The organism is Vibrio misgurnus (assembly GCF_029635775.1).
GTDB lineage: Bacteria > Pseudomonadota > Gammaproteobacteria > Enterobacterales > Vibrionaceae > Vibrio > Vibrio chanodichtyis.
Genome location: NZ_CP113241.1, coordinates 748,605 through 774,085 on the forward strand (window position 1 = coordinate 748,605; position 25,481 = coordinate 774,085).

Sequence of the window (25,481 nt, forward strand, 5' to 3'; positions counted from 1 at the left end):
GTTCCCCCTATTTTGCTGCACACAACGCGCGGTATATCTGGAGTTAGGTATGAAATTTAGTCATAAAATTGTCGCAGCGTCCTCGTTGTTGCTGCTAATCGTGCTCTCTTTGCTTTCTTTTCAGCAACAAATCACGGTGCGCAGCCAAGTAGAGTCTTTCGTTAATAGCAGTTTAATCGAGCTGGTGGAAGGGGTGAAAAATACCATCGAAGCGGATTTGAACAGCAAAAAAACCTTGGCGCAGACCACGACCGAAGTGGTTGCACTCGATCCTGATAACCGTGAATTCGTGCGTCAAGTGTTAGAAACCCCAAAACTTAAACAGAGCTATATCACGGTCGGAGTAGGTTATGACAGCGATGGGGCGGTAGTTGAAAACGATGATGCGTGGGAAGTGGAAGCGGATTATGAACCACGCACTCGGCCGTGGTATCTCGATGCCAAGCAGCAGCGTAAACTGGTGGTAACCGAGCCGTATGTGGATGCCACAACTCGGCAAACGATTATCTCAATCGGTGCACCATTGATCGATCAACGTCAATTCAAAGGGGCAATTTTCTTTGATGTGGAATTAACGGAGCTGGCCGATTTAGTCAATTCGGTGAATCTGTTTGATGCGGGCTATCTGTTTATTGTCACCAAAGACGGCAGCACAATTGCTCACCCGCAAACCCATTTCAATGGTGAGTCGTTCAATCGTTATTTGCCCGGCGTGAAGATCCAGCCAGGCATGCAGACCATTAAACATGATGGAAAAACTTATCTGGTCAATTTCACGCTTATTCCTGAAGAGAATTGGTATATTGGCGCGGTGATTGATGAGTCGATCGCATTCGCGACCTTAACCGAACTGCGCAATAGTTCGATTATTTATACCTTAATTGGTGTGGTGATCAGTATCTTGGGACTCGGAATGCTGATCAAAATCTTGATGAAGCCACTTGGGGTACTCAATCTGGCTATTCAAGATGTAGCTTCAGGCCAAGGCGATTTAACCCAGCGCCTAGATACCGATACCGATCAAGAATTTGCTCAACTGGCCAGTGGTTTCAATACCTTTACCCAAACCTTGCAGGGACAAATTCAGCAACTCAAAGCGATTGGGGTTGAAATCATGCACGGTACTGAACAAACCGTGGCGGGTGCTCAGGAGTCGGCCCATGCGGTAACTCAACAGTTGCAAGAATTAGAGCAGTTAGCCACTGCCATGCATGAGATGGCGGTGACTGCTACTGAAGTGGCCAATAATGCACAAGGTGCTGCCACTGCGGCTAATGAAGCAGATCAAGCCTCGCTAGAGGGCAGTCAAGTGGTAGGCGAGACTACTCGTTCAATTGATACCTTGTCCGCACGTATCGAACAAGCGGTGGAAGAAGTTAAAGGGCTGGAAGTCGCGACGAGCAATATCGAAACCATTTTAAAAGTGATTAACGATATCGCCGATCAAACTAACTTATTGGCGCTCAATGCGGCCATTGAAGCGGCGCGTGCCGGAGAGTCTGGACGTGGTTTTGCGGTGGTGGCCGATGAAGTTCGTACCCTGGCGCAGCGTACCCAGCAATCGACCACTGAAATTCGAAGCATGATTGAACAGCTACAATCGGGGGCTAATGCCGTTTCCGTGGCGATGAATGAAAGCAAATACACCGCCGATGATGCAGTGCAGAAAGCGCAACATGCCAACCAGTCATTGCAAAATATTCGTAGTGCGATTCAGCGTATCAGCGATATGAATATGCAAATTGCTTCTGCAGCAGAAGAGCAGAGTCTGGTGGCGGAAGAGATCAATAGTAATACTGTGAAAATTAAAGATTTATCGACCAAAGTTGCTGACGCGGCGGCGGCCTCAAGTATTGCGATGGAAGTACAGACTGAAAATGTGCGTGAACAAGATCGTTTATTGAATAAGTTTATTGTCTAGTTGTTACAACAACTGAGTATTTTGCATAGCATAAGGCCAGTCATTGACTGGCCTTAAATATATCCAAGCTGTGCTAAGTGAATCAGGCACTGAAGATTAGGCTTGATTGAGATAATCGAGCACCACTTGATGATGATTGGTGGTTTTGAATTTATCAAACACTTGTTCAATCACTCCTTGTTGGTCGATCAAAAAACTGACTCGATGCAGGCCATCAAATAATTTGCCCATGAATTTTTTTTCGCCCCACACGCCAAACTGTTCAGCCACGTGATGATGCTCATCAGACAGTAGTGTGAAGTTGAGTTGATCACGTTCGATAAATTTCGCCAGCCGTGGTACCGGGTCGATACTCACACCGAGTACCACCACGTGATGAGCTTGCAGTTCGGCTTGAATATCACGTAAGCCTTGGGCTTGTACGGTACAGCCAGGTGTCATCGCTCTTGGGTAAAAATACAGCAACACTTTTTTGCCGGCAAAATCAGTCAAAGAGACGGGGTGACCATGTTGATCGGGTAAACAAAACATTGGAGCTGGGGTACCAATCGTGAGCGTATTCATAGTTATTCCTTTGATTACTGACTGTTTTTTATAAAGTTTAGCGAGCCTTGCACATTCAGTTCGCGGCACAGTGCAGCAAACTCTTCTTGCAACTGCATGAGATTGCAGCCTGAGTCGACGCGAGCGCTGAGCGCGATATGGAATTGATCTTGTTCACTATCCAATTTGGTTTTGTTGATGGTTTGCGCACTGAGTGATGCCATGCCAATTTGGCGCTGGGCAAAGAATTGCGTGAATTGTTCGGTCAGGCCGAGCTGGTCATCAGATTCCACATACACTTCCACAGTATAGGCATGAGTTTGCTGATCATGCGGAGAAGTTCGCTTGGTCATGGTGATCAGATCATGCTGCTGACCAAGCACCGGCAGTGTGGTTTCGACTCGCGTAATCGTGCTTGGCGCTCCAGAGATCAACATCAATAGGGTAAATTCTTTACCAAACAGAGCGATACGACTGTCGATGATATTACAACCGGCTTGGGTAACCAGCCGAACCACTTCATTACAAATACCGGGGCGGTCGGTGCCGACAGCGGTGATCACTAGATGCTGAATCATATTGTCACTATTGAGATGATTTTCTCGGCATGTTAACACAGTTAAACCAGAGAAAAAGCGTGATCCAAGCGGTTTTTCTGCGTGCTTAAACGAGAAATTATCCCACTTGGCGAGGCTCTGATAAACGGGCCACCCAACAGGCCATCACTGTCATAGCGCGGCTTTATTGGGGGCATCTTAGCAATATTGATCGACATGATGATTTAAGCCCATTTCTCCGCTTGTATTTTTTCAGCCCCATGCATTACCATGCAGAGAGGATAAGATTAGGGAGATAGACATGTTTTCAGGAAGTATCGTTGCGTTAATAACGCCATTCACTCCAGGCGGTGAGGTTGATTATATCAGCCTGAAAAAATTGGTCGATTTTCATGTTGCGGCGGGAACAGATGCAATTGTTTCTGTCGGCACCACAGGTGAATCGGCCACATTGACCGTTGAAGAGCACGTCAAGGTTGTGGCAAAAACGGTAGAGTTTGCTGAAGGTCGTCTGCCTATCATTGCCGGTACCGGTGCCAATGCCACTCATGAAGCGGTTACTTTCAGTCGCTTGCTGAATAATACCGGTATTGCTGGTTATCTGAGTGTCACACCTTATTATAATAAGCCGACTCAGCAAGGCTTATTTTTGCACTATAACGCGATTGCTCAAGAGACCGATATTCCGGTGATTTTATACAATGTGCCGGGACGTACTGCGGTGGATATGCAGCCTGAAACTGTGGCTCGTTTATCTGAAATCAACAATATTGTGGCACTGAAAGATGCGACCGGAGATTTAAGTCGGGTCGCCAAACACCGTGCGCTGTGTAAAGAGGGCTTTGTGCTGCTCAGCGGTGATGATGCAACCGGTCTTGAGTTCGTCAAATTAGGTGGCCAAGGTGTCATTTCGGTGACCAATAATATCGCGGCCGCTGACATGGCCAATATGCTGCATTTGGCTTTGGCTGGAAAGTTTGCTGAAGCGGAAATTATCAATCAACGTTTGATGACGCTGCATAAAAATTTGTTTATCGAATCGAGTCCGATCCCTGTGAAATGGGCCGCGCATAAGATGGGATTGATCGCAAATGGTGATCTGCGTCTTCCTTTGACCGAATTGTCTGAACCTGCTCGCCCAATCATTGCCCAAGCACTGTCTGAAGCCTGTCTTTATTAAAATGCTATCGATTACTATGCCGGGGGAGTGATTACCCCGGTCATTTTTAGGAGTTTCAATGAAGTTTTCTCGCCAGCTAGTTGTTGGTTCACTGGCTGTTTTGGTATTAACTGCCTGCTCCAACAGCGCAACCCAGCGTCGCCAAGCCAAAAACGATTTCGACTACCTCGAAACCACGCCATTGAAGCCTTGGGTATTACCGCAAGGTGCCACGCCACAGTTTTATCCCAATTATGACCTTCCTGAAGGGGAGTTCCACGGTGGTGTCGGCGATGTGGTGGATATTCGTCCTCCTCAGCAGGTATTAGAATTGATCCCCGGTGCGCGAGCCGAGCGTCAAAATGGCGAAGTAACCTTATGGATGCTGCGTAAAGAGGAAGCGCAAAAAGTGTGGGATACCGCACTGGGTATGATTGCACAACGCGAGATTCCGTTGCGTCAGCAAACCCCGACTCAGCTTGAAACCGATTGGGTTGAATGGGTGGCTGAAGATGAAGATGTGACGATTGGTAGCCGCTATTTAATCTCAATGCGAGAGGCGAACAACCGCTATGGCTTTAATATTTCGCTGATTGATTGGCGTGAAAATGGTCAGGTGCAAACGGTGACGACGACCAACAAAGAGCGCTACAACGCCTTTATGACCAATTTGGTAACCACACGTTATGATGCGGACGTCCGAGCCGAGGCCGCGCGCCGAGCTCAACAACTGGTTAAACAAATTCCGATCACTATGGGCGCCGATCGTAGTGGTCTGCCGGTGATTATTGCACGTACTTCTTATGACGTGTTATGGCCACGATTGCCGGATTTGCTGCCGAAAATGGGCTTTACTATTGAAGAGCGTAACCAATCACAAGGCACGATCAAAGCGAAATACGCGGCGCCGGGTGACGCATTCTGGCAACAGGTTGGTGTGCAGCCGATTGAACTCAAATCGGGCATTTATACGTTGTTAGTGGGTGATTTAGGTAACCGTACTTCAATTAACGTGACCGATGCGACCGGTAAACCGGTCAATGAAGCGCTACTTAAAGATATGGTGCCGGTGCTGGCAGCCGTGGCCGATCATCAGTAGCCTACCTAATGTGGTGACACCAGATTCAGATCGATAATATTAAGGGATGCATTGGCATCCCTTTGTTGTGTTATCCCCTTGCTATTTGAAGCTGCCGCGGTGTTGGCTACGTTCCTTCACCTCAATCACATCGTTTGCCTATGCTCATCGGGATTCATTCACTGGCCGTTTACCTGCAATTCCAAGTTGTTTGGGTATAGGTGATTGCGTTTATGATTTATCTTGTGGCTTTGGTGATTGGTCGGCCTGTTTGACCTTTGCGTCAGCCGCTTCAGCAGGATGGCGCAGCTGATCGAGTTCATTCAGGCGATCGAGTTGGCTTTTCTTATTCATTTGCCCCCATTTCATATTGGCGGTGTATTTGAGTGCGGCAATATTGCCGATCATGACCGCAACCACAATCAGCGAAATTACCCAAGGGTTAAACAGTATCTCCATCTTATACCTCACAAATATTAGTGATAAAGCGCAGATAAATCTCTGGCAGCATGGCATGAATGGTGGTTTTACCTTCAATCGCTGCGCTGGCAAGTTGGGCTTGCAATAAGGGCTCACTGAATTCGCTTAAGCATTGCTGAGCCGTGGCGCGATGACTGATATGCCATGGCTCAAAGCCCACACCTTGCCCATTTTGATAGGGGAAGAAAAAGCCAAATTGGCTGAGGTGGCTGGTTAACCATTGCCAAAATTGGCTTTGATGACCGGTTAAATATTCCCATGGTTCAAGTAACAAACGAGTATTGCTTGGTAGGGCATCTCGGTCATACACATCAAAGTCGGTACCCCAATGGTGACGGCTTGCCCCCGGTAGAGCTGACCAGTGCAATATGGCCAGTACTTTGTCCGCTTCACTGATCGCACTCACATTCAATGGTTGGCTTTGTTGATCTAAGATCGGTCTTTGGCCGGTCATTTTTTGATCCCAAATTGCCAGTTGCTGTTCAAATGAGCGAAAGCCACTGGCGATACACAGATTAAAGCCTGCTTGCGCCGCTGCTTGCTTGAGCGCCAGCAAATCGGCGCTCACTTGTGAATGAACAAGAAAGGCTTTTTGTCCGATCATCACCGAGACTAAATGGCTATCGGTTTGTCCGGTCAATTGCTCTGGTGTCATAGTCAGTCCAAAAGCAGGGTTAAGATTTTTTGGTACATATCGGTCAGTTTTTCTAGATCGGCGACTCGCACACATTCGTTAACTTTGTGAATGGTGGCATTGACAGGGCCGAGTTCGACCACTTGAGCGCCCATTTGGGCGATAAAACGTCCATCAGAGGTACCACCAGTAGTCAGTAAAGCCGGCGCTTGATGATTCACCTGTTCAACGGCGGACACCACTGCAGCTAGCAGTTCGCCGGTTTCAGTGAGAAAAGGTTGGCCACTGAGTGTCCAGTTAAGATCGTAATCCAAACCATGTTTATCGAGAATGTGCTGGACACGGTGTTGGATATCATGATCGGTCAGCTCGGTACTGAATCGGAAGTTAAACTGCACTGAAAATTCACCCGGGATCACATTGGAAGCCCCAGTACCTGCATGCAAATTAGGGATTTGAAAGCTGGTCGGGGGGAAATAGCGATTTCCCGCATCCCACTCGGTCGCCGCCAATTCTGCCAGTGCGGGGAGCGCATGATGGATCGGGTTATTAGCCAGATGTGGATAAGCAACATGGCCTTGTGTCCCTTTGACTTTTAAATCGCCAGTGATAGAACCGCGGCGTCCATTTTTGACCACATCACCGACTTGTTCGGTACTGGATGGCTCGCCGACGATACACATATCAATCCATTCATTACGTGCCTGCAGCGTTTCTACTACTCGCACGGTACCGTTGATGAAAGGGCCTTCCTCATCCGAGGTGATCAAAAAGCCGATAGAGCCTTGGTGATCCGGGTGCTCCGCAATAAAGCGTTCAACCGCAACAATCATACACGCCAGTGAGCCTTTCATATCGGCTGCGCCACGGCCATATAACATGCCATCGATCACCGTTGGCACAAAAGGTGGGGTGTTCCACTGTTCAATTGGGCCTGCTGGTACGACATCGGTATGACCGGCGAAGACAAATAATGGCGCTTGTGTCCCGCGGCGTGCCCAAAAATTGGTGGTATCCGCAAACACCATGCTTTCAATCGTAAATCCAAGCGCGCTTAAACGCTCAATCATTACGGCTTGGCATCCAGCATCGACAGGGGTGATGGATTGGCGGCTGATAAGGTCTGTGGCTAAAGCCAGTACAGGGCTATCGGTCATCCTTGAAATTCCTTGTATTAAGCAAAAAGTGCGCGGTACTGCGCATCGCTAAAACCAAGATGATATTGATCTTGATAGTGTAAAATCGGACGTTTGATCATCGCCGGTAACTCGACTAACAGGTCGATGACATTTTCGGTATCTAAGCTGGCTTTTTGTGCATCACTGAGTTGGCGAAAAGTGGTACCGCGTTTATTGAGCACCTGCTGCCAGCCCAGTTGCTGACAAAACTCAGTGACTAACTGGTGGTCAATCCCTTGTTTACGATAGTCATGGAATTGGTAGGCAATTCCTTGTTGTTCTAGCCAGTTGCGCGCTTTTTTTATCGTGTCACAGTTAGTAATCCCGTACAGCGTGGTCGTCATATTGATCCTTAGATGAGTTCTGATTGAAGTGCTGAATCGGTGGCTTAGTCAAGCTTAGCTTGCTGATCACCTTGATTATTGTTGATTCAATCCTAACAGGAAGGGGCGACAGAGACAAAAGTGTGAGGGGAATATTTCACGCTTGAAAAAAATAACTGGCTCAGCAAATCGATTGGCAAGTTATTGATCAAACGCAACACATGGCATGCTAAAACGGAAATAATGAGTACAGCATACTTTAGGAGGTATCAATGGAACTGAGTCCTGTCTTTGCAAGACGCTTATATTTAGCGCTGTTAGTGGAAAGTATTGAGCGCCCTAACGTCCCCAAACTGATTGAAAAAACCGGTTGGCCGCGGCGTACTATTCAAGATGTGATCAAAGCGATGCCTGGGATTGGCATTGAATTGAATTTTGTGCAAGATGGCCGCCGACATAACGATGGCTATTATCAACTCTCAGATTGGGGACCTTTTGATAGCCAATGGGTTACCCAGCGTAAGCAAGCGATTGCAACCAGTTTGGGTTTTTGCGCTTAAATCAGCATGATGGGCTTGTTTTCTGTTTTTGCCGATCGATCGCTGCGAGGCTGTTGTGCATCAGTAATGCAATTTAAGCCGCTTGATTAAGCGGCTTAAACTTAGCAGATTATGGCTCACCAGCGATCGGTTGGCAGCGGTAGAGGCTACCTAGCATGGTGACTGAAGTTTGAAAATAATTGGTATAATCTAATGTGATGGTGTCACCACCATGGGCCAGCGCTTGGTTTTTCAACTGATTGATCGCCCCTTGGATCAGTACATTATTCGGATAAATCCAAGAGTTAAACCAAAACCCTTCACTACCCGTGGCATCGCCTAGCCATTGGCATTGACTGGCATCAAAGCCCGCATCAGTACGGATCTGAATTTGCTCCGCGCCATCAGACAGTGAATGGATTGGTGAGCTGCACCCCAATAGTAGGCTGCTGGCCACGCTCAGCATAGCAATACGTATCATTGAAATACTCCTTTCAAAATAGAAATCCCAAAAAAATCAGCCAACTGAAGGCGAGCAGTGTCCAAGCTAAGCGAGCATTGTTAAACCAATGATTCTGCGCAGAGGGCAAAGGCAATTCGCTCATCAAGGGTAAAGTCTGTGTGGCATTGATGTGGCTGGTTTTGACATTCAGTGCTTTTTTACGCGCCTTATCGGCTTGGCGCTGCTTCTCTTTGTGCTGCTTTTTATACAGTGCAATTCCTTTTTCGATCCCTTGCGCGATAAGCTTAGTCTGCTCTTTGGTTTGACCCGGGCGCTGAGTCGCTTTGCTGATTTTCAGCGCTTCTTGTTGCGTTTGTGGTGAGGGAAGCGGGCTGTGGTTTTTCATTATTAACTCAAATTAAAAAGCATGGGCGTAAGACTAGCACGTGCTAGCTCAGTAAAAAATGACGTGTTAGCACAATTAGCAGTGGTCATTTTAATCTATTGCGCTAGAGTGGCAAACTTGTGTTGAGTCGCTAGAGATTACTGTGCGTTATTCTATAGAACAGTATGATAGTCAAGGTTTTTTAAAAGCCCCATTGTGGTTATGGTTAGGATGGTTGTGGCTAAATCGAGCTTGGGTGATCTTGGTGATGGCCGGGGTTAGTCGTGAGCATGGCTCACGCTTACTAGAGCGGGTTTATCCTGACCACGGATTGTTGTACACCGGGTTAGCGATGAGCTTACCGGTGTTGGGTTTGATGTGGTTAATCACCCTGCGTCATGTGCAGCGGCCACGAATTAACCAAATCATCGCCCAAGGCCGCTTGATTACTTTATTGGTCGTCGTCGGCCAATTTGTGCAAGCCGCGTGGCAGGTTTATTTACAGCAAGGCGCTTTCCATTGGGCTAATGCCCTGACTTTACTGCTGCTACTGTGGTTTGGCATCTATTTGCTACGCAGCCGTCAGGTCGCAGATAGCTTAGCCATTTCGAAATTGGATAAGGCGTGATCGCCGTCAACGCCTTGATGTTACATTGGATTACACTGCGCAATACCAAAAAAAGAAGGACTCATTATGTTTAAGTCACAGACCGCAATTTTGCCTGAAGCTGGCCCATTTGCGTTGTATACCTTGATCAAAGTTCGGCAAAATGTTGCTCAGGTTTTATCGGCGCTACAGGCGTTGCCACAATTAGTAGCCGAGATAAATCAGCAACAGCCGGGCGCTGAATTGGCCATATCGATTGCGTTCAGCCAATCGTTCTGGCAGCACTTTGAGCTCGCGCCACCGCCAGAATTGATCACTTTTGCTGAATTGGGCACAGGCGAAATACATGCGCCAAGTAGCGAGGTTGATATACTGATCCACTGCCACTCAACCCGTCACGATTTATTGTTCTTCGCGCTACGCAAAGGGATCAGCGAAATTGCTGAGGATATTGAAATCATTGATGAAACCTACGGTTTTCGCTATTTAGATGCCCGAGACATGACGGGCTTTATCGATGGCACCGAAAATCCACAAGCCGAACAGCGTGCACAAGTCGCATTGGTGGCTGAGGGAGAATTTGCTGGCGGCAGTTATGTGCTAGTACAACGTTTTGTGCATAATTTGCCGGCGTGGAACCGACTTAACTTAGCGGCACAGGAAAAAGTGATTGGTCGAACTAAGGCCGATTCGGTTGAGCTTGAGCAGGTTCCTGCCGCTTCACATGTCGGCCGTGTCGATATTAAACAGCAAGGCAAAGGGCTCAAAATCGTTCGCCACAGTTTGCCTTATGGCAGCGTTAGTGGTGAGCATGGCTTACTGTTTATGGCTTATTGTCATACGTTGCATAATTTACACACTATGCTGGAAAGTATGTATGGTGTTACCGATGGCAAAACCGACCAACTACTGCGTTTCACCAAAGCCGTGACCGGTGCGTATTTGTTTGCTCCCTCGTCAGCTATGCTGCAAGCGCTGACCTTAAAGCAGTCGTAAATTAGGCGACATCGCTTAGCGAATTGGTTAAAGCCGAGCCCTGTGCTCGGTTTTTTTTATTAAAGAACCCGCGCTATTGCCCGATAACTCCATTGGTCAGTGATGAAATCCATTCCAGCTAACAGGCTGGGGAGCGATGGCGTAATTTACGGTTAGCAAGCCCTTCGTCCACCGGATAAAAATCTTGAGTCATAAAATGCGTTTTTTGTGCATTTTATGTGTTTGATGAGTAATTTATCGCCAAACAGACTTTTTTCTAAAAAAATTGAAAAATTTTACTAAAGGATTCAAAAATCACGCCGTTATAAAAGGTAACTTTAAGAGAACTACTTTGGTTTTCCGAGACGTCGGAAACCGGATCCATCGGAAAATCAATTGGAGAAATCACCATGGCAGTAAATGTAAATACCAACGTCTCAGCAATGACCGCTCAACGTTATTTGAACAGTGCAACTAGCGCACAACAAACATCGATGGAGCGTCTATCTTCAGGCTTTAAAATCAACAGTGCTAAAGATGATGCGGCTGGCCTGCAAATTTCTAACCGCTTGAATGTACAAAGTCGCGGTCTAGATGTGGCGGTGCGTAACGCCAATGATGGTATTTCGATTGCTCAAACGGCAGAAGGTGCGATGAATGAAACCACCAACATTCTGCAACGTATGCGTGATTTGTCACTGCAATCGGCTAATGGTTCAAACTCAAAATCTGAGCGTGTGGCGATTCAAGAAGAGATCACCGCGCTGAATGATGAACTGAACCGTGTGGCTGAAACGACCTCATTTGGTGGTAATAAACTGCTTAATGGCACTTTCGCAACCAAATCATTCCAAATTGGTGCGGATAATGGTGAAGCCGTGATGCTGACCCTAAAAGATATGCGCAGTGATAATACTGCAATGGGTGGCACTGGTTATGTTGCAACAGAGCAAAAAGACAAAAACTGGAAAGTTGAAGCGGGAGCTAACGATATCACTTTCACACTGAAAGATGTGGATGGTAACGATCAAAATATCACCATTAACGCCAAAGAAGGCGATGACATTGAAGAAGTCGCAACTTACATCAATGGTCAAACTGACTTAGTCAAAGCGTCAGTTAACGAGAATGGTCAACTGCAGATTTTCGCAGGCAATAATAAAGTGAGCGGTGATGTGGCTTTCTCTGGTGGTTTGGCCGATGAATTGAATATGCAAGCCGGTAAAGCGGAAACCGTTGATACCATCAATGTGACCACTGTTGGTGGTGCACAACAATCGGTGGCGATTATTGACTCGGCACTGAAGTATGTTGATAGCCACCGTGCAGAGCTCGGTGCATTCCAAAACCGCTTCAGTCATGCGATCAGCAACTTGGATAACATTAACGAAAACGTTAATGCATCGAAGAGTCGTATCAAAGACACGGATTTTGCGAAAGAGACGACTGCACTCACCAAATCACAAATTCTGTCGCAAGCGTCAAGCTCTATCTTGGCTCAGGCCAAACAAGCACCGAATGCGGCACTAAGCCTACTGGGTTAATCCCCATCAACGTCACAAAATCCAGCTGCGGCTGGATTTTTTTTGCATTAAATTTCATTAACTCAGCTCCAGCTTCACAAAAAAGCCGGTTATTTTATTTTTTCTGCAAAAAGCCCAAGATTTTTCTAAAGGATAAGAATTTCTCGCCGTTACAAGAGACGAGAGAAATGGGGTAAACCGACGTGAGGTGAGAGACACCGAGGTTTACCAACTTATTCGCCTAAGGAGATCAATATGGCAATTAATGTGAACACCAACGTGTCGGCGATGACCGCGCAGCGCTATTTAAATGGTGCGGTTGATGGTATGCAAAAATCAATGGAGCGTTTGTCGTCTGGCTACAAAATCAACAGTGCCCGCGACGATGCTGCTGGTCTGCAAATTTCTAACCGTTTGACATCGCAAAGCCGTGGTTTGGATATGGCAGTGAAAAATGCCAACGATGGTATTTCTATCGCCCAAACCGCGGAAGGGGCGATGAACGAAACCACCAATATCTTGCAACGGATGCGTGATCTGGCGCTGCAATCATCTAATGGATCCAACTCTTCTTCTGAACGTACCGCGATTCAGGAAGAGGTGTCGGCGTTGAATGATGAATTAAATCGAATTGCTGAAACCACTTCGTTCGGTGGCAATCGACTGCTGAACGGTTCATTTGGCAGCAAATCATTCCAAATCGGTGCTGATTCCGGTGAGGCGGTGATGCTGAGCATGGGCAATATGCGTTCAGATACCGAAGCGATGGGTGGCAAAAGCTATGTGGCGCAAGAAGGTAAAGCGGCTGATTGGCGAGTTGATGCGGCTACCGACTTAACGTTGAGTTACACCGATAAGCAAGGTGAAGCGCGTGAGGTGACCATTAATGCTAAACAGGGTGATGATTTAGAAGAGCTGGCAACTTATATCAACGGCCAATCGGACGATGTAAAAGCATCCGTCGGTGAAGGTGGTAAGTTACAGTTGTTTGCTTCGTCACAAAAAGTGGCGGGTGAGGTGACGATTGGCGGCGGACTTGGCGCAGAAATCGATTTTGCCGCTGGCCGTGATGTCACGGTGGCTAAGATCAACGTTTCAACCGTGGCCGGTTCGCAAGAGGCGGTAGCCGTATTGGATGGTGCTTTGAAGGCGGTGGATAGCCAACGTGCTTCATTAGGGGCATTCCAAAATCGTTTTAGTCATGCAATTAGCAATTTAGAGAACGTTAACGAGAACGTTAATGCTTCGCGTAGCCGGATCCGTGATACTGATTATGCCCGTGAAACCACGGCGATGACCAAATCACAAATCTTGCAACAAGCCAGTATGTCTGTGCTGGCACAAGCTAAACAGTCGCCATCTGCTGCTCTAAGTTTACTTGGGTAAACCCGTTAAAGGGCTCAAGCGAGTCAGTCACGGGCGATGAACCGTGACTGATAAGGTAGAAAGGAGAGTGCTATGGAAATACCATCCTACACATCGACCATTCAGCCTTACGTTTTGCAAAGTGGCACTAAAATTGCTTCAGAAATCGATAATGCAACTCGTGTTTCGTTTTCAGGGGAGAATAACCGTTCGGTTTCGCGTACAGATAAACCATCTGAACATCTTTCTGAGCAGGTCAAGGCAAGACAACAACAATCGGTTGAGGCAAGGCAGCAAGCAAAGCAGCGCCAGCGTCTCGATGAGGAGCAACTTGCCAAAGTAGTGGATCAAATGAACGATTTTGTGAAATCCATTAATAAAAGCCTGTCTTTCAGATTGGATCAAGAATCCGGACGCGAGGTGGTTACCATCTACGAAGCTTCGACGGGTGATATCATTCGTCAAATCCCTGAAGAAGAGATGTTGGAAGTATTGCGTCGCCTTGCCCGTGAGCAGGATCATCGATCTGGCTTATTGATGGCGAAGGTGTAACACGGTTTTGAGGTGATTGAATGAGTTTAGGCCCGATGGGGATGAATACTGGCTTTGACATCAATGGTGTCGTCAGCAAAATTGTGAATGCGGAGCGGGTACCTAAACAGCAACGCATTGATAATGAGCGGGCGAACATTGATACCAGTATTAGTGCCTATGGTCGACTCAGAGAGTCGCTGGATACGATGAAAAATCTGATGACCCAATTTCGTCAGGAGAAAGCTTTTGCGGCACGCAAAGTGGATACCAGTGATGAAAAAGTCATCTCCGCGACCGCCACCACGGAAGCGATTGCTGGAAACTATTCCGTCGATGTGCTGCAGCTTGCTCAAAGCCATAAAATTGCCTCTGAAGTCTTAGACAAAGACGCAAAGTTTGGTCCGGGCAAGCTGCATCTTTCATTGGGGCGCAGGAATTTTACTTTTGATGTGCCGGCCAATGCCAAATTGGTCGATATTGTGCGTGGCATTAATGGTGAAAAATCCAATCCAGGGGTGCGAGCCTCCATCATTAATGATGTGCAAGGGCCGCGGCTGATTGTTGCCTCCCACCTTTCCGGTAAAGATCACCGAGTGCAGATGTCAGCGGAAGCTGAGCTTGGTAATCCACTCAAACAACTCGAATACAAATCGCTCGAACAGCGGGTGCTTGATCTTGAACAGGCCCGAGCTCAAGCGCAGCAATTGATCACACCATTGACTCCTGAACAGCAAAAAATCGCAGCGACAGTGGCCGAAAAAATCGGCGCGGCGGCGCGTTTAGTGGATCAAGAAGTGGCGCAAGAAATTCGCTCGGCGGCACAAACTGCCCAAAATAGTGCCGCAAACGATGTGACCAATCCAGCCGAACTGACCGATAGCGCACTGAAAACAGTCGCGAGTGCGGCCAGTGAGGCAAAAAAATACCTTAGACCAGAAGAGCGAATTCCGGGCTGGAGCGAAACCGCTTCAGGAACTTTGCTCGACTCTTATTGGGAGCCCGAAGCGGAGTTGGATGCGAGTGGACAACAAAAAGCCGCCAATATACCCGGTTGGAGTAATACCGCTTCAGGAACCTTGCTGGATTCTTACCTGACACCGCAAGAAGCGCAGCAAAAACTCGATCAAAAATTAGCCAAGCAACAGGCGCAAATGGAAGCGGCACTGAGCAGTGGCAAAATGAGCCCAGAAGAGGCCAAAGCACAAGCTCGCAGTCAACTGAGTGCCCAAGAGCGTGACTATATTGAACAAGTTGAGCAAGCACAAACCGCACTTGTTGCCGCGCAAGCTGCTTTTGACGGTTATGGTGGCATGCTTGAGGTGCAAGCGGCACAAGACTCGATGGTGGTGCTCGATGGCATCGCGACGTTATCGAGTAATAACAATATTATTGAAAATGCCATCGAAGGGGTGAACCTAACCCTCAAAGGTAAGACTGATCCCAATCAAGCTCCACCTGAGATTGGGATTGAATACGATCGCGATCGGGTACGCAACGATATTGAACAGTTTGTCGCGGCTTATAACCAGTTTTTTCAAATCAGCAAAGCATTATCTGGCGTCGATCCACAAACAGGACAAGCCGGTCCATTGGCCGGAGATAGTATTGTGCGCAGCGCCGATTCGCGCTTAAAAAACGTATTCTCATCCAGCATTGAGCAGGCCCCTGAACACCTAAAATCGCTGACTGAATTTGGTATTACCACCACTCGGCAAGGTGGGCTAGAAATCAACTATACGATGCTGGATCGGCAACTGAATAATAACTTTAACACGCTGGGGGATTTTTTTGGCGGCAATCAAGGCTTTGCCAAACGCGTTGAAGATGCGATTGCCAGCATGACCGGCGTGACGGGCTCCATTCGCACACGTGAAAAAAGTTTGACCGAACAAACTTACCGATTAGGCGATAACCAGCGCTCGTTGGATCGCCATATGGATAGTTTAGAGAAACGCACCCATGCCAAATTTAGCGCCATGCAAGATGCTACCAGCAAAATGCAGTCACAGTTGGCTGGCATGATGGGGGCATTAGGTGGCTAAACCATGGCAACGCGCGGTACTGATCCCGCGAGGAAGTGATTAAGATGCAAACACAACTGCAATGTTTAAGTGATCTTGATCAACAAATTACCACTCTGCTGGCTGAAGATGAGATTGATGCTGAAGATATTTTGCAACTGGTCGATAACAGAGAACAACTGTTGCACAGCTTGTTAAGCGATTTAGCCGAGCACCCTGAATGGGCGCAATCAGATTTGTGGCGTCAAGCGATTGATAACACCCAACAACTTGTTGAACGGATGCAGTCAAAAACGGTGGCAATCGGCCAAGTGCTGTATCATTATCGGCGCGGTAAGAAATCGGTTCAGCAATACAAAAAGTTTTTATAAGAGGAAGACTATGCGTGGTTCTTTACAGGCGTACAAAAAAGTATCAGTGGATAGCCAACTCAGTGCGGCCTCTCCGCATAAAATTGTCCAGATGTTGATGGCTGGAGCGATTGAGCGCCTGATCCAAGGTAAAGCGGCCATGCAGCAAGGCAACATTCCGGTCAAAGGTGAACGTTTAGGTAAAGCGCTCGATATTATCATCAGTTTGCGCAGTTGTTTGTCGATGGAAGATGGTGGGGATATTGCCAAAAACCTCGATCAACTGTATGACTTTATGGTTAACCAAATTACTCAAGCCAATCATAAAAATGATCCACAGTTATTAGATGATGTGATTGAGATTATCCGCGAAATAAAATCGGCGTGGGATCAAATTCCAGCTGAATTTCATAATTTAACGGCAGCCGATGTGGGCATCTGATTTCTATTACAGAAACTTTTAACACACATCACACCAAGCAAATGCTTGGTTGCCTTATTTGCTGATTTAAATAGAATAGAAGCCACTAACTAGCCAAGTGGCTTTTTTTGTTGCTAAAGTTCACCAATTGTTCATCGTTTGTTCAGTATTTATAACAAAAATCAATCACCTGAAAATGATGACAAAAAGTGTAACCACAACTTTTTATCATAAAGGCAAATAATCTCACCTATGCAGAGTGTAGCGAAACTACTTGTAATTGAGGACGATGCCAAGATCCGGCTAATCCTCAGTGTTATTTTAGAGTTTGTAGGAGAGCAGTGTGAGATCATTGAGTCTACGCAAATCGATCAAGTCAATTGGTCAACCGTGTGGGCCGGATGTATTTTAGGCTCGTTGCGTGAACAAAAGCTGTCTGAAGCATTAATTCACTCTTTGAGTAAAGCCAACCATATTCCACTACTGCTGGCCAACAAACAGCCTTATTCATTAGACGAGTTTCCCCATTATGTGGGTGAATTAGAGTTTCCGCTCAATTACCCACAGTTAAGTGAAGCGCTGCGTCACTGTAAAGAATTTCTCGGGCGTAAAGGCGTGCAAGTCTTGGCCTGCGCACGTAACAACACACTATTTCGTAGCCTAGTCGGGCAAAGTAGTGGTATTCAAGATGTTCGTCACCTGATTGAACAAGTTTCCAGCACCGAAGCGAATGTGATGATTTTGGGCGACTCTGGCACCGGTAAAGAGGTGGTCGCGCGTAATATTCATTATCACTCAGGACGCCGTAATGGTCCTTTTGTGCCGATCAATTGTGGAGCGATCCCGGCTGATTTGCTAGAAAGTGAGCTATTTGGTCACGAGAAAGGCGCCTTTACGGGGGCGATTACCGCTCGCAAAGGTCGTTTTGAGTTGGCTGAAGGTGGCACGCTGTTTTTGGATGAGATCGGCGATATGCCGATGAGCATGCAAGTCAAGTTGCTGCGCGTGTTGCAAGAGCGCTGCTTTGAACGTGTCGGTGGTAACAGCACGATTAAAGCTAATGTGCGAGTGATTGCCGCCACTCACCGCAATTTGGAAGCCATGATCGAAGATCAGAAATTTCGCGAAGATCTCTACTACCGTCTCAACGTGTTCCCAATTGAAATGCCAGCATTGCGCGATCGGATTGATGATATTCCCTTGCTGCTGCAAGAATTAATGGCGCGTATGGAAGCGGAAGGTGCGCAGCCGATCTGCTTTACACCAAGAGCGATTCATTCACTGATGGAACACGATTGGCCGGGTAATGTGCGTGAATTAGCCAACTTGGTTGAGCGGATGATGATCCTGTATCCCAATAGTTTAGTGGATGTTAACCATCTACCGACCAAATATCGTTACAGTGATATTCCCCAATTTCAGCCTGAGTCAAACCGCTTTAGTTCGGTGGAAGAGCAAGAGCGCGATGCGTTATGTGACTTGTTTGCGGAAGATTTCAATTTTGATCCGGCATACGAATTCACGGCAGAGCTTGATTTGCCTCAAGCGCTACCACCGGAAGGGGTTAACCTTAAAGAGCTGCTTGCCGATCTAGAAGTCAACCTGATCAACCAAGCGCTTGAAGTGCAAGGTGGCGTCGTCGCCCGAGCGGCCGATCTGTTGGGGATGCGTCGCACGACTTTGGTGGAAAAAATGCGCAAATATAATATGCAGCGCTAAAAAGCATCTTGTTAATCTGTTTTTAATTTTAACATGTTGATTATTAAGCTTAATGGCTTGGCGTGGCTCTTGCTTGTCAAGCCATTATTGTCTTTAAAGGATGGAGAGTGAATGATGAGCCCAATGCTAGAGCAGCACTCCCATTTGGACTCGCTGGAAGATCAAGTTGAGCGCTATAAACAAGTGCTCGATGTGATGCCTGCTGGGGTGATTTTGCTTGATACTCAAGGTATCGTGCGCGAGGCCAACCCTGAAGCGCAGCGTTTGCTGGACATCTCACTGGTGGGCGAAAAATGGTACAGCGTGATCCAAGTGGCGTTTGCGCCGCGCGAAGATGATGGACATGAAATCTCGCTACGTAATGGACGCAAGGTGCGCTTGGCGATTTCAGCCTCGGCGACCGGCCAGCTTATTTTGATCACTGACCTCACAGAAACCCGCTTATTACAGTCGCGGATCAGTGATTTACAACGCCTATCTTCATTGGGACATATGGTCGCATCATTGGCTCATCAAGTGCGCACGCCACTGTCGAGTGCCATGTTGTATGCGGCTAATCTTGCTGCGCCAAATCTTGCTCCTGCAACTCGCGAGCGTTTTCAAAGTAAACTGGTCGATCGATTGCACGATCTTGAAAAGCAAGTGAATGATATGCTGCTGTTTGCGAAAGGCGGTGATAATAAAGTGGTTGCGCCTTTTTCGATTGGTGATCTGGCTGCAGAATTTATGCCGATGGTCGAAAGCGCCTTGAAAAATAGCCACATCGATTATGGTCAAGAAGTGGAAGGTGAAGAGATTACCCTGCTTGGAAATGCCAACGCTTTAGCCTCCGCATTGAGTAATTTAGTGCTGAATGCGCTACAAATGGCAGGTAAAAACGCACAAATTGATGTGTTTTTTCGGCCAGTGCAGGGCGAATTGAAGATTTCAGTACAAGATAATGGCCCTGGAGTGCCCGAAGCATTACAGCGCAAAATTATGGAACCCTTTTTCACCACTCGCTCACAAGGGACAGGCCTTGGCTTAGCGGTCGTGCAAATGGTATGCCGTGCCCATGGTGGGCGATTAGAACTGATCTCTAAAGAGGGAGAAGGTGCGTGTTTTACCATGTGCATCCCTCTTGAGCGTCAACCAATGGATAGCTCAAATTCAGTGACTGGAGAGTGAAGATGGCTCAAAGCAAAGTCTTAATCGTAGAAGATGATGAAGGTCTACGCGAAGCATTGATCGATACCTTAGCTTTAGCCGGATACGAGTGGCTAGAAGCAGATTGTGCAGAAGAGGCGCTGCTTAAACTCAAAGCAAACAGCGTCGATATAGTGGTGTCTGATGTGCAAATGGCTGGTATGGGCGGGCTGGCACTATTACGTAGCATCAAACAGCATTGGCCGAATTTACCCGTGTTGTTAATGACCGCTTACGCCAATATTGAAGATGCGGTTGCAGCGATGAAAGATGGCGCGATTGACTACATGGCCAAACCGTTTGCCCCAGAAGTGCTGCTTAATATGGTCAGCCGCTACGCGCCAGTCAAATCCGATGATAATGGTGATGCGGTGGTGGCTGATCCGCAAAGCCTAAAATTGCTGGCATTAGCGGATAAAGTGGCGAAAACCGATGCGAACGTGATGATTTTAGGGCCGAGTGGTTCGGGGAAAGAGGTGATGTCGCGTTATATTCACAACGCTTCACCGCGCAGAGAAGGGCCATTTGTGGCGATCAACTGCGCAGCCATCCCTGAAAATATGCTTGAAGCAACGCTGTTTGGTTATGAGAAAGGCGCTTTTACCGGTGCGGTGCAAGCTTGTCCAGGCAAGTTTGAGCAGGCGCAAGGCGGAACCATTTTGCTCGATGAGATCAGTGAAATGGATTTGAACCTACAAGCCAAGCTACTGCGCGTACTGCAAGAGCGTGAAGTGGAACGCTTAGGTAGCCGTAAAAGCATTAAGCTCGATGTACGAGTGCTCGCCACCAGTAACCGTGACCTTAAGCAGTATGTGCAAGCGCAGCGTTTTCGCGAGGATTTATACTATCGCCTCAATGTGTTTCCAATCACTTGGCCGGCCTTGCAGCAACGGAAGGGTGACATTGAACCTCTGGCGAACCATTTAGTGGAACGCCACTGCAAAAAGTTAGGACTGCCAGTGCCCAGTATCGCTCCAGCGGCGCTGAATAAACTCCTCAATTACCCGTGGCCAGGTAATGTTCGTGAACTGGATAACGTCGTGCAGCGCGCACTGATTTTAAGTGAGAATGGTCACATTGGTAGTGAGCACATTCTACTCGAAGGGGTGGACTGGCATGATGCGAGCAGTCTGCAACAAGCGGTCGCTGGTGAAGCGATGCCAGCACCTGAGATTAAACCGCTAGCCGAGCCGCAGCGCGATCAAGCTTGGGCCTCGGAAACCCATCAGCCAAGCTCTTTAGCCACGGCAAGCCCGTTCACTGCAAGTACCTCTGCTGCGGGTTCGCTGACTTCCAGTGCCGGTTTAGGCGGCGAGCTGCGCGATCAAGAGTTTGCCATTATCCTTGATACCTTGGCCGAATGTCAGGGGCGGCGTAAGGAGATGGCGGAAAAATTGGGCATTAGCCCACGCACTTTGCGCTATAAACTGGCGAAGATGCGTGATGCTGGAATTGATATTCCAGGCTAAGAGCATGGCATATAAATTGCTGATGAGAGTGAGCGATACGATTTTTGAGTCAAACAATTGACATCAGAGGTAGCAATGAGACTTGATGGATTAAACAGTGAAATGCGCGCGATGATGTTTGAGGCGACCAATACTCAACCCAGCGCAACTGGTCAGAAAATTGGCGCAGACTTTGGCGCGATGCTGACTAACGCGATCAACAACGTTAATGGCCTACAGCAAACCTCTAGCGATTTGCAGATGCGCTTTGATCGTGGTGATGAAGGGATTTCACTTTCCGATGTGATGATCGCACGTAACAAGTCGAGTGTGGCTTTCGAAGCCACCATTCAAGTACGTAACAAATTGGTTGATGCGTATAAAGAACTGATGAACATGCCAGTATAATTTGGGTAGCAGACTGTGGCCGATGATAAACAAACTACCGATATCGCATTGACCACCAGTGGTGATCAAGCTTTATTGGCCAGTTCAGAGCTTGCGCTCGATACACAAAATCCAGACCTTAACGAAAAAAGCAGCAAACTGGACTTTACTGTTGGCGATCTGGATTTATTGCGCCAAGTGGTGTTGGTGCTGTCTATTTCGATCTGTGTTGCGCTGATTGTGATGCTGTTCTTCTGGGTGCGTGAGCCAGAAATGCGCCCACTGGGGGCTTACGAGACCGAAGAACTGATCCCAGTGCTTGATTATCTCGACCAGCAGAAACAACAATACAAACTCGATGGCAACACCATTTCGGTGCCAGCGAGTGATTACAACAGCCTTAAGCTGGCGATGCTGCGTGCGGGGTTAAATCAACAGCGTCAAGCGGGTGATGAAATCTTGATGCAGGATATGGGCTTTGGGGTTTCGCAGCGCTTAGAGCAAGAGCGTTTAAAACTGAGCCGTGAGCGGCAATTGGCTAAAGCCATTGAAGAGATGCGCCAAGTCAATAAAGCGCGTGTATTACTTGCCCTGCCAAAACAGAGTGTGTTTGTACGCCATAATCAAGAAGCGTCAGCCTCAGTTTTTCTCACCTTGCGCACTGGCACTAACCTCAAACAGCAGGAAGTGGATGCGGTGGTTGATATGGTGGCGAGTGCGGTACCGGGCATGAGACCGAGCCGTGTTACGGTGACCGATCAACATGGTCGTTTGCTCAGTTCCGGTTCGCAAGACCCCGTATCGGCGGCGCGCCGTAAAGAGCAAGAGTTAGAACAGCAGCAAGAAGAGACGCTGCGTGGCAAAATCGACTCCGTCTTAATTCCGATCCTTGGCTTGGGTAATTACACCGCTCAAGTGGATATTAAACTGGATTTCACCGCTGTAGAGCAGACCCGTAAAGTGTTTGATCCCAATACACCAGCGACGCGCAGTGAATATACCCTAGAAGATTACAATAATGGCAGCGTGATTGCCGGGGTGCCAGGTGCGTTGAGTAACCAGCCGCCCGCGGATGCTTCAATCCCACAAGATGTGGCACAGATGAAAGATGGTTCGGTGCTTGGTCAAGGTTCGGTGCATAAAGAAGCGACCCGTAACTATGAGTTGGATACTACCATTAGCCATGAGCGTAAACAGTCGGGTGTGGTGAATCGGCAGACCATCGCAGTGGCGGTAAAAAGTCGCTCAAGTATCAATCCGGAAACGGGGGAAGTGACTTATACCCCGTTGAGTGAAGCGGATCTTCATTCTATTCGTCAGATTTTAATCGGTACGGTGGGTTTTAGTGAAAGTCGTGGTGACTTGTTGAACGTACTGAGCATGCCGTTTGCCGAGCCAGAAATCGAACAAATCGCCGATATTCCAATTTGGGAACACCCGAACTTCAATGACTGGATCCGTTGGTTAGCTAGCGCATTAGTGATCATCATTGTGGTGCTGGTATTGGTGCGCCCAGCGATGAAGAAACTCATCAACCCGACCGCGGATTCCGATGACGCCATGTATGGCCCAGATGGTATGCCGATTGGGATGGATGGTGAAACCAGTTTAATCGGTAGTGAAATTGAGAATGGTGAGCTGTTTGAATTTGGTTCAGGCATTGATTTACCGAATCTTCACAAAGATGAGGACGTACTGAAAGCGGTACGTGCATTGGTGGCAAACGAGCCGGAGCTTGCGGCTCAAGTAGTGAAGAACTGGATGCAAAATGGCTAAAGATAATCCAAATGGTGGTGAAGTTATCGAATCCACGATTGATATCAGTGAAATTCCCGGCGAAGAGAAAGCGGCAATTTTGTTGTTAAGCCTAAACGAAGCGGATGCGGCTGGCATTATTCGTCACCTTGAACCCAAACAGGTACAGCGGGTGGGGAGTGCGATGGCGCGCGCTAAAGATTTAAGCCAAAGCAAAGTTTCAGCGGTGCATCGTGCCTTTTTAGAAGATATTCAGAAATACACCAATATTGGGATGGGTAGTGAAGACTTCCTACGCAATGCGTTGGTAGCGGCACTCGGAGCGGATAAAGCCAATAACTTAGTCGATCAAATCTTACTCGGCACCGGCTCGAAAGGTTTGGATTCACTCAAATGGATGGATCCACGCCAAGTGGCGAGCATTATTGTTAATGAACACCCACAGATCCAAACCATTGTTTTATCCTACCTTGACCCAGATCAATCGGCAGAAATTTTGGCCCAGTTCTCTGAGCGTGACCGACTGGATCTGTTGATGCGGATTGCCAACTTGGAAGAGGTGCAACCTTCGGCACTGGCTGAGTTGAATGAAATCATGGAGAAACAGTTTGCAGGTCAAGCGGGGGCACAAGCGGCCAAAATTGGCGGCTTGAAAGCAGCGGCAGAGATCATGAACTATCTCGATAATAATATCGAAAGTGTGTTGATGGATCAGCTGCGTGACCAAGATGAAGATTTGGCAACCCAGATCCAAGACTTGATGTTTGTATTTGAAAACTTGGTTGAAGTTGACGATCAAGGGATTCAAAAATTGCTGCGTGATGTACCGCAGGATGTACTGCAAAAAGCGCTCAAAGGTGCTGATGATACCTTGCGTGACAAGATCTTTAAGAACATGTCGAAACGTGCCGCTGAGTTGATGAAAGATGATCTTGAAGCGATGCCGCCGATTAAAGTCTCGGATGTCGAAACCGCGCAAAAAGAGATTTTGGCAATTGCACGCCGCATGGCTGATAACGGTGAATTGATTCTGGGCGGTGGTGCCGACGAATTCTTGTAATCAATCCAGGCCTGATTCGGCCTTGATTGAGCGATAAGTTTTGAATGAGTTTGCATGAGCTTGCACAGGTTGCATAATTGAGGACCACAATGTCTGGTGAAAGAAAGCGTGGGTTTATTCGCCCGGGTATCGACGATAATGCGGTCACCGCGCAAAAATGGGGACTACCGGATTACGGCTCCGCCACTGAACCCGCGGCCAAACCGACCGCTTTTAATTACGATCCCGGCTGGATGCCTGATTTTTCCGCTACAGAGCCGGAAGTCGAGCTGGAATTAACTGCGCAAGAAATCGAGCAAATTCGCTTAGCTGCCCAGCAAGAAGGGTTTGCACAAGGGCAAGCAGAAGGCTATCAACAAGGTTTTGAGCAAGGTAAAACCGAAGGCTGGCAAGCGGGACATGACGAAGGGCAGCCACAAGGCTACCAATTCGGTATGGAAGAGGGGCAAGCGCAGATCCAACAACATGTGCAAACCTTTATCGCTCTGGCCAATCAATTTGCTCAGCCACTGGATTTGCTCAATGCGCAAGTGGAAAAGCAGTTGGTGAATATGGTGTTAGCACTGGTCAAAGAAGTCGTGCATGTTGAAGTGCAGACTAATCCGCAAGTGATCTTAGATACACTGAAAGCCTCGGTTGAAGCCTTACCGATCGCTGGCCATGCCATTACCCTTAAACTCAATCCGGAAGATGTTGAGATCATTCGCCAAGCCTATGGTGAGCAGGAGATTGCCACTCGCCACTGGACACTACTGAGTGAGCCCGCGTTAAGTCGTGGCGATGTACAAATTGATGCTGGAGAATCGAGCGTGAGCTATCGTCTGGAAGAGCGGATCCGCAGCGTATTGCACAGTTTTTGTGGCATCAATCGCCACCATCCGGGAGAGTAAGC

Annotated in this window: 27 protein-coding genes; 19 read left to right on the top strand and 8 right to left on the bottom strand. The window is 47.7% G+C overall.

What is annotated here, in order from left to right:
• The first annotated feature begins 49 nt into the window (after window positions 1–49).
• The gene (locus OOK74_RS03585) at window positions 50–1,921 is read left to right on the top strand and encodes a methyl-accepting chemotaxis protein (RefSeq protein WP_274722180.1); all 1,872 of its coding nucleotides are present in this window, start codon (window positions 50–52) and stop codon (window positions 1,919–1,921) included.
• A 96-nt stretch (window positions 1,922–2,017) separates the two neighbouring features.
• Here the strand turns inward: OOK74_RS03585 and bcp are convergent, their stop codons facing one another.
• Together bcp and OOK74_RS03595 are read right to left on the bottom strand one after the other, a co-directional pair.
• Window positions 2,018–2,485 (bottom strand): thioredoxin-dependent thiol peroxidase, encoded by a 468-nt coding sequence (gene bcp, locus OOK74_RS03590; protein ID WP_274722181.1) that lies wholly within the window; start codon window positions 2,483–2,485, stop codon window positions 2,018–2,020.
• Between the two features lie 14 nt (window positions 2,486–2,499).
• The gene (locus tag OOK74_RS03595) at window positions 2,500–3,042 is read right to left on the bottom strand and encodes a glycine cleavage system transcriptional repressor (RefSeq protein ID WP_274722182.1); all 543 of its coding nucleotides are present in this window, start codon (window positions 3,040–3,042) and stop codon (window positions 2,500–2,502) included.
• Window positions 3,043–3,322: 280 nt separating this feature from the next.
• On the opposite strand from OOK74_RS03595, the gene dapA reads away from it, so the two are divergent.
• Window positions 3,323–4,201: a 4-hydroxy-tetrahydrodipicolinate synthase gene (gene dapA / locus OOK74_RS03600; RefSeq protein WP_274722183.1), complete on the top strand. Its 879-nt coding sequence runs from the start codon at window positions 3,323–3,325 to the stop codon at window positions 4,199–4,201.
• Window positions 4,202–4,259: 58 nt separating this feature from the next.
• Window positions 4,260–5,279, top strand: a complete 1,020-nt coding sequence (bamC, locus tag OOK74_RS03605) for an outer membrane protein assembly factor BamC (protein WP_274722184.1) — start codon at window positions 4,260–4,262, stop codon at window positions 5,277–5,279.
• Window positions 5,280–5,489: 210 nt separating this feature from the next.
• On the opposite strand, the gene OOK74_RS03610 is transcribed toward bamC, so the two are convergent.
• The 4 genes from OOK74_RS03610 to OOK74_RS03625 are packed head-to-tail and all read right to left on the bottom strand — an operon-like array spanning window position 5,490 to window position 7,894.
• The gene (locus tag OOK74_RS03610; protein ID WP_274722185.1) at window positions 5,490–5,717 is read right to left on the bottom strand and encodes a DUF2897 family protein; all 228 of its coding nucleotides are present in this window, start codon (window positions 5,715–5,717) and stop codon (window positions 5,490–5,492) included.
• Between the two features lies 1 nt (window position 5,718).
• Window positions 5,719–6,393 (bottom strand): M15 family metallopeptidase, encoded by a 675-nt coding sequence (locus tag OOK74_RS03615; RefSeq protein ID WP_274722186.1) that lies wholly within the window; start codon window positions 6,391–6,393, stop codon window positions 5,719–5,721.
• Window positions 6,394–6,395: 2 nt separating this feature from the next.
• On the bottom strand, window positions 6,396–7,529 hold the full coding sequence (dapE, locus tag OOK74_RS03620; protein WP_274722187.1) for a succinyl-diaminopimelate desuccinylase: 1,134 nt from the start codon (window positions 7,527–7,529) through the stop codon (window positions 6,396–6,398).
• A gap of 17 nt (window positions 7,530–7,546) precedes the next feature.
• Window positions 7,547–7,894 carry an ArsC family reductase gene (locus OOK74_RS03625; RefSeq protein ID WP_274722188.1) on the bottom strand — a complete coding sequence of 116 codons (348 nt, stop codon included), beginning with the start codon at window positions 7,892–7,894 and terminating at the stop codon, window positions 7,547–7,549.
• 251 nt (window positions 7,895–8,145) lie between these two features.
• On the opposite strand from OOK74_RS03625, the gene OOK74_RS03630 reads away from it, so the two are divergent.
• Window positions 8,146–8,433, top strand: a complete 288-nt coding sequence (locus tag OOK74_RS03630) for a winged helix-turn-helix domain-containing protein (protein ID WP_166013401.1) — start codon at window positions 8,146–8,148, stop codon at window positions 8,431–8,433.
• 109 nt (window positions 8,434–8,542) lie between these two features.
• Here OOK74_RS03630 and OOK74_RS03635 read toward each other — a convergent pair whose 3' ends face one another.
• Window positions 8,543–8,893, bottom strand: coding sequence for a DUF4156 domain-containing protein (locus OOK74_RS03635; protein WP_274722189.1), 351 nt, complete (start codon window positions 8,891–8,893; stop codon window positions 8,543–8,545).
• A 13-nt stretch (window positions 8,894–8,906) separates the two neighbouring features.
• Complete coding sequence (locus OOK74_RS03640) at window positions 8,907–9,260, bottom strand: DUF2956 domain-containing protein (RefSeq protein WP_274722190.1); 354 nt, start codon at window positions 9,258–9,260, stop codon at window positions 8,907–8,909.
• Between the two features lie 142 nt (window positions 9,261–9,402).
• On the opposite strand from OOK74_RS03640, the gene OOK74_RS03645 reads away from it, so the two are divergent.
• The 15 genes from OOK74_RS03645 to fliH all read left to right on the top strand — a co-directional run bounded on the left by OOK74_RS03645 (window position 9,403) and on the right by fliH (window position 25,479).
• Window positions 9,403–9,867 carry a DUF2919 domain-containing protein gene (locus OOK74_RS03645; RefSeq protein WP_274722191.1) on the top strand — a complete coding sequence of 155 codons (465 nt, stop codon included), beginning with the start codon at window positions 9,403–9,405 and terminating at the stop codon, window positions 9,865–9,867.
• Window positions 9,868–9,933: 66 nt separating this feature from the next.
• Window positions 9,934–10,842 (top strand): Dyp-type peroxidase, encoded by a 909-nt coding sequence (locus OOK74_RS03650; protein WP_274722192.1) that lies wholly within the window; start codon window positions 9,934–9,936, stop codon window positions 10,840–10,842.
• Window positions 10,843–11,231: 389 nt separating this feature from the next.
• On the top strand, window positions 11,232–12,365 hold the full coding sequence (locus tag OOK74_RS03655) for a flagellin (RefSeq protein ID WP_274722193.1): 1,134 nt from the start codon (window positions 11,232–11,234) through the stop codon (window positions 12,363–12,365).
• A gap of 234 nt (window positions 12,366–12,599) precedes the next feature.
• A complete protein-coding gene (locus OOK74_RS03660; protein ID WP_274722194.1) occupies window positions 12,600–13,730 on the top strand; it encodes a flagellin in 1,131 nt (376 codons plus the stop codon).
• Between the two features lie 72 nt (window positions 13,731–13,802).
• Window positions 13,803–14,261: a flagellar protein FlaG gene (gene flaG, locus OOK74_RS03665; RefSeq protein WP_274722195.1), complete on the top strand. Its 459-nt coding sequence runs from the start codon at window positions 13,803–13,805 to the stop codon at window positions 14,259–14,261.
• A 20-nt stretch (window positions 14,262–14,281) separates the two neighbouring features.
• Window positions 14,282–16,285, top strand: coding sequence for a flagellar filament capping protein FliD (fliD, locus tag OOK74_RS03670; RefSeq protein WP_274722196.1), 2,004 nt, complete (start codon window positions 14,282–14,284; stop codon window positions 16,283–16,285).
• A 44-nt stretch (window positions 16,286–16,329) separates the two neighbouring features.
• Complete coding sequence (gene fliT / locus OOK74_RS03675) at window positions 16,330–16,635, top strand: flagellar protein FliT (protein WP_274722197.1); 306 nt, start codon at window positions 16,330–16,332, stop codon at window positions 16,633–16,635.
• Between the two features lie 10 nt (window positions 16,636–16,645).
• Entirely contained in the window at window positions 16,646–17,056 is a 411-nt protein-coding gene (fliS, locus tag OOK74_RS03680; protein ID WP_166013391.1) for a flagellar export chaperone FliS, read from the top strand.
• 231 nt (window positions 17,057–17,287) lie between these two features.
• Window positions 17,288–18,754 carry a sigma-54 dependent transcriptional regulator gene (locus OOK74_RS03685; protein WP_274722198.1) on the top strand — a complete coding sequence of 489 codons (1,467 nt, stop codon included), beginning with the start codon at window positions 17,288–17,290 and terminating at the stop codon, window positions 18,752–18,754.
• A gap of 111 nt (window positions 18,755–18,865) precedes the next feature.
• The gene (locus tag OOK74_RS03690; RefSeq protein ID WP_274722199.1) at window positions 18,866–19,921 is read left to right on the top strand and encodes a sensor histidine kinase; all 1,056 of its coding nucleotides are present in this window, start codon (window positions 18,866–18,868) and stop codon (window positions 19,919–19,921) included.
• A gap of 2 nt (window positions 19,922–19,923) precedes the next feature.
• Window positions 19,924–21,408, top strand: coding sequence for a sigma-54-dependent transcriptional regulator (locus OOK74_RS03695; RefSeq protein WP_274722200.1), 1,485 nt, complete (start codon window positions 19,924–19,926; stop codon window positions 21,406–21,408).
• Between the two features lie 75 nt (window positions 21,409–21,483).
• Entirely contained in the window at window positions 21,484–21,795 is a 312-nt protein-coding gene (gene fliE, locus OOK74_RS03700; RefSeq protein ID WP_166013387.1) for a flagellar hook-basal body complex protein FliE, read from the top strand.
• 15 nt (window positions 21,796–21,810) lie between these two features.
• A complete protein-coding gene (fliF, locus tag OOK74_RS03705; RefSeq protein WP_274722201.1) occupies window positions 21,811–23,550 on the top strand; it encodes a flagellar basal-body MS-ring/collar protein FliF in 1,740 nt (579 codons plus the stop codon).
• Window positions 23,543–24,589, top strand: coding sequence for a flagellar motor switch protein FliG (fliG, locus tag OOK74_RS03710; protein WP_278183127.1), 1,047 nt, complete (start codon window positions 23,543–23,545; stop codon window positions 24,587–24,589). The genes fliF and fliG overlap by 8 nt, the downstream gene beginning before the upstream one ends.
• Before the next feature lie 89 nt (window positions 24,590–24,678).
• Window positions 24,679–25,479, top strand: coding sequence for a flagellar assembly protein FliH (fliH, locus tag OOK74_RS03715; protein ID WP_278183128.1), 801 nt, complete (start codon window positions 24,679–24,681; stop codon window positions 25,477–25,479).
• Window positions 25,480–25,481: the final 2 nt, after the last annotated feature.

Coding starts and splice junctions, on each gene's coding strand:
- OOK74_RS03585 (WP_274722180.1), top strand. CDS start 50: ATGAAATTTAGTCATAAAATTGTCGCAGCGTCCTCGTTGTTGCTGCTA.
- bcp (WP_274722181.1), bottom strand. CDS start 2,485: ATGAATACGCTCACGATTGGTACCCCAGCTCCAATGTTTTGTTTACCC.
- OOK74_RS03595 (WP_274722182.1), bottom strand. CDS start 3,042: ATGATTCAGCATCTAGTGATCACCGCTGTCGGCACCGACCGCCCCGGT.
- dapA (WP_274722183.1), top strand. CDS start 3,323: ATGTTTTCAGGAAGTATCGTTGCGTTAATAACGCCATTCACTCCAGGC.
- bamC (WP_274722184.1), top strand. CDS start 4,260: ATGAAGTTTTCTCGCCAGCTAGTTGTTGGTTCACTGGCTGTTTTGGTA.
- OOK74_RS03610 (WP_274722185.1), bottom strand. CDS start 5,717: ATGGAGATACTGTTTAACCCTTGGGTAATTTCGCTGATTGTGGTTGCG.
- OOK74_RS03615 (WP_274722186.1), bottom strand. CDS start 6,393: ATGACACCAGAGCAATTGACCGGACAAACCGATAGCCATTTAGTCTCG.
- dapE (WP_274722187.1), bottom strand. CDS start 7,529: ATGACCGATAGCCCTGTACTGGCTTTAGCCACAGACCTTATCAGCCGC.
- OOK74_RS03625 (WP_274722188.1), bottom strand. CDS start 7,894: ATGACGACCACGCTGTACGGGATTACTAACTGTGACACGATAAAAAAA.
- OOK74_RS03630 (WP_166013401.1), top strand. CDS start 8,146: ATGGAACTGAGTCCTGTCTTTGCAAGACGCTTATATTTAGCGCTGTTA.
- OOK74_RS03635 (WP_274722189.1), bottom strand. CDS start 8,893: ATGATACGTATTGCTATGCTGAGCGTGGCCAGCAGCCTACTATTGGGG.
- OOK74_RS03640 (WP_274722190.1), bottom strand. CDS start 9,260: ATGAAAAACCACAGCCCGCTTCCCTCACCACAAACGCAACAAGAAGCG.
- OOK74_RS03650 (WP_274722192.1), top strand. CDS start 9,934: ATGTTTAAGTCACAGACCGCAATTTTGCCTGAAGCTGGCCCATTTGCG.
- OOK74_RS03655 (WP_274722193.1), top strand. CDS start 11,232: ATGGCAGTAAATGTAAATACCAACGTCTCAGCAATGACCGCTCAACGT.
- OOK74_RS03660 (WP_274722194.1), top strand. CDS start 12,600: ATGGCAATTAATGTGAACACCAACGTGTCGGCGATGACCGCGCAGCGC.
- flaG (WP_274722195.1), top strand. CDS start 13,803: ATGGAAATACCATCCTACACATCGACCATTCAGCCTTACGTTTTGCAA.
- fliD (WP_274722196.1), top strand. CDS start 14,282: ATGAGTTTAGGCCCGATGGGGATGAATACTGGCTTTGACATCAATGGT.
- fliT (WP_274722197.1), top strand. CDS start 16,330: ATGCAAACACAACTGCAATGTTTAAGTGATCTTGATCAACAAATTACC.
- fliS (WP_166013391.1), top strand. CDS start 16,646: ATGCGTGGTTCTTTACAGGCGTACAAAAAAGTATCAGTGGATAGCCAA.
- OOK74_RS03685 (WP_274722198.1), top strand. CDS start 17,288: ATGCAGAGTGTAGCGAAACTACTTGTAATTGAGGACGATGCCAAGATC.
- OOK74_RS03690 (WP_274722199.1), top strand. CDS start 18,866: ATGATGAGCCCAATGCTAGAGCAGCACTCCCATTTGGACTCGCTGGAA.
- OOK74_RS03695 (WP_274722200.1), top strand. CDS start 19,924: ATGGCTCAAAGCAAAGTCTTAATCGTAGAAGATGATGAAGGTCTACGC.
- fliE (WP_166013387.1), top strand. CDS start 21,484: ATGAGACTTGATGGATTAAACAGTGAAATGCGCGCGATGATGTTTGAG.
- fliG (WP_278183127.1), top strand. CDS start 23,543: ATGGCTAAAGATAATCCAAATGGTGGTGAAGTTATCGAATCCACGATT.
- fliH (WP_278183128.1), top strand. CDS start 24,679: ATGTCTGGTGAAAGAAAGCGTGGGTTTATTCGCCCGGGTATCGACGAT.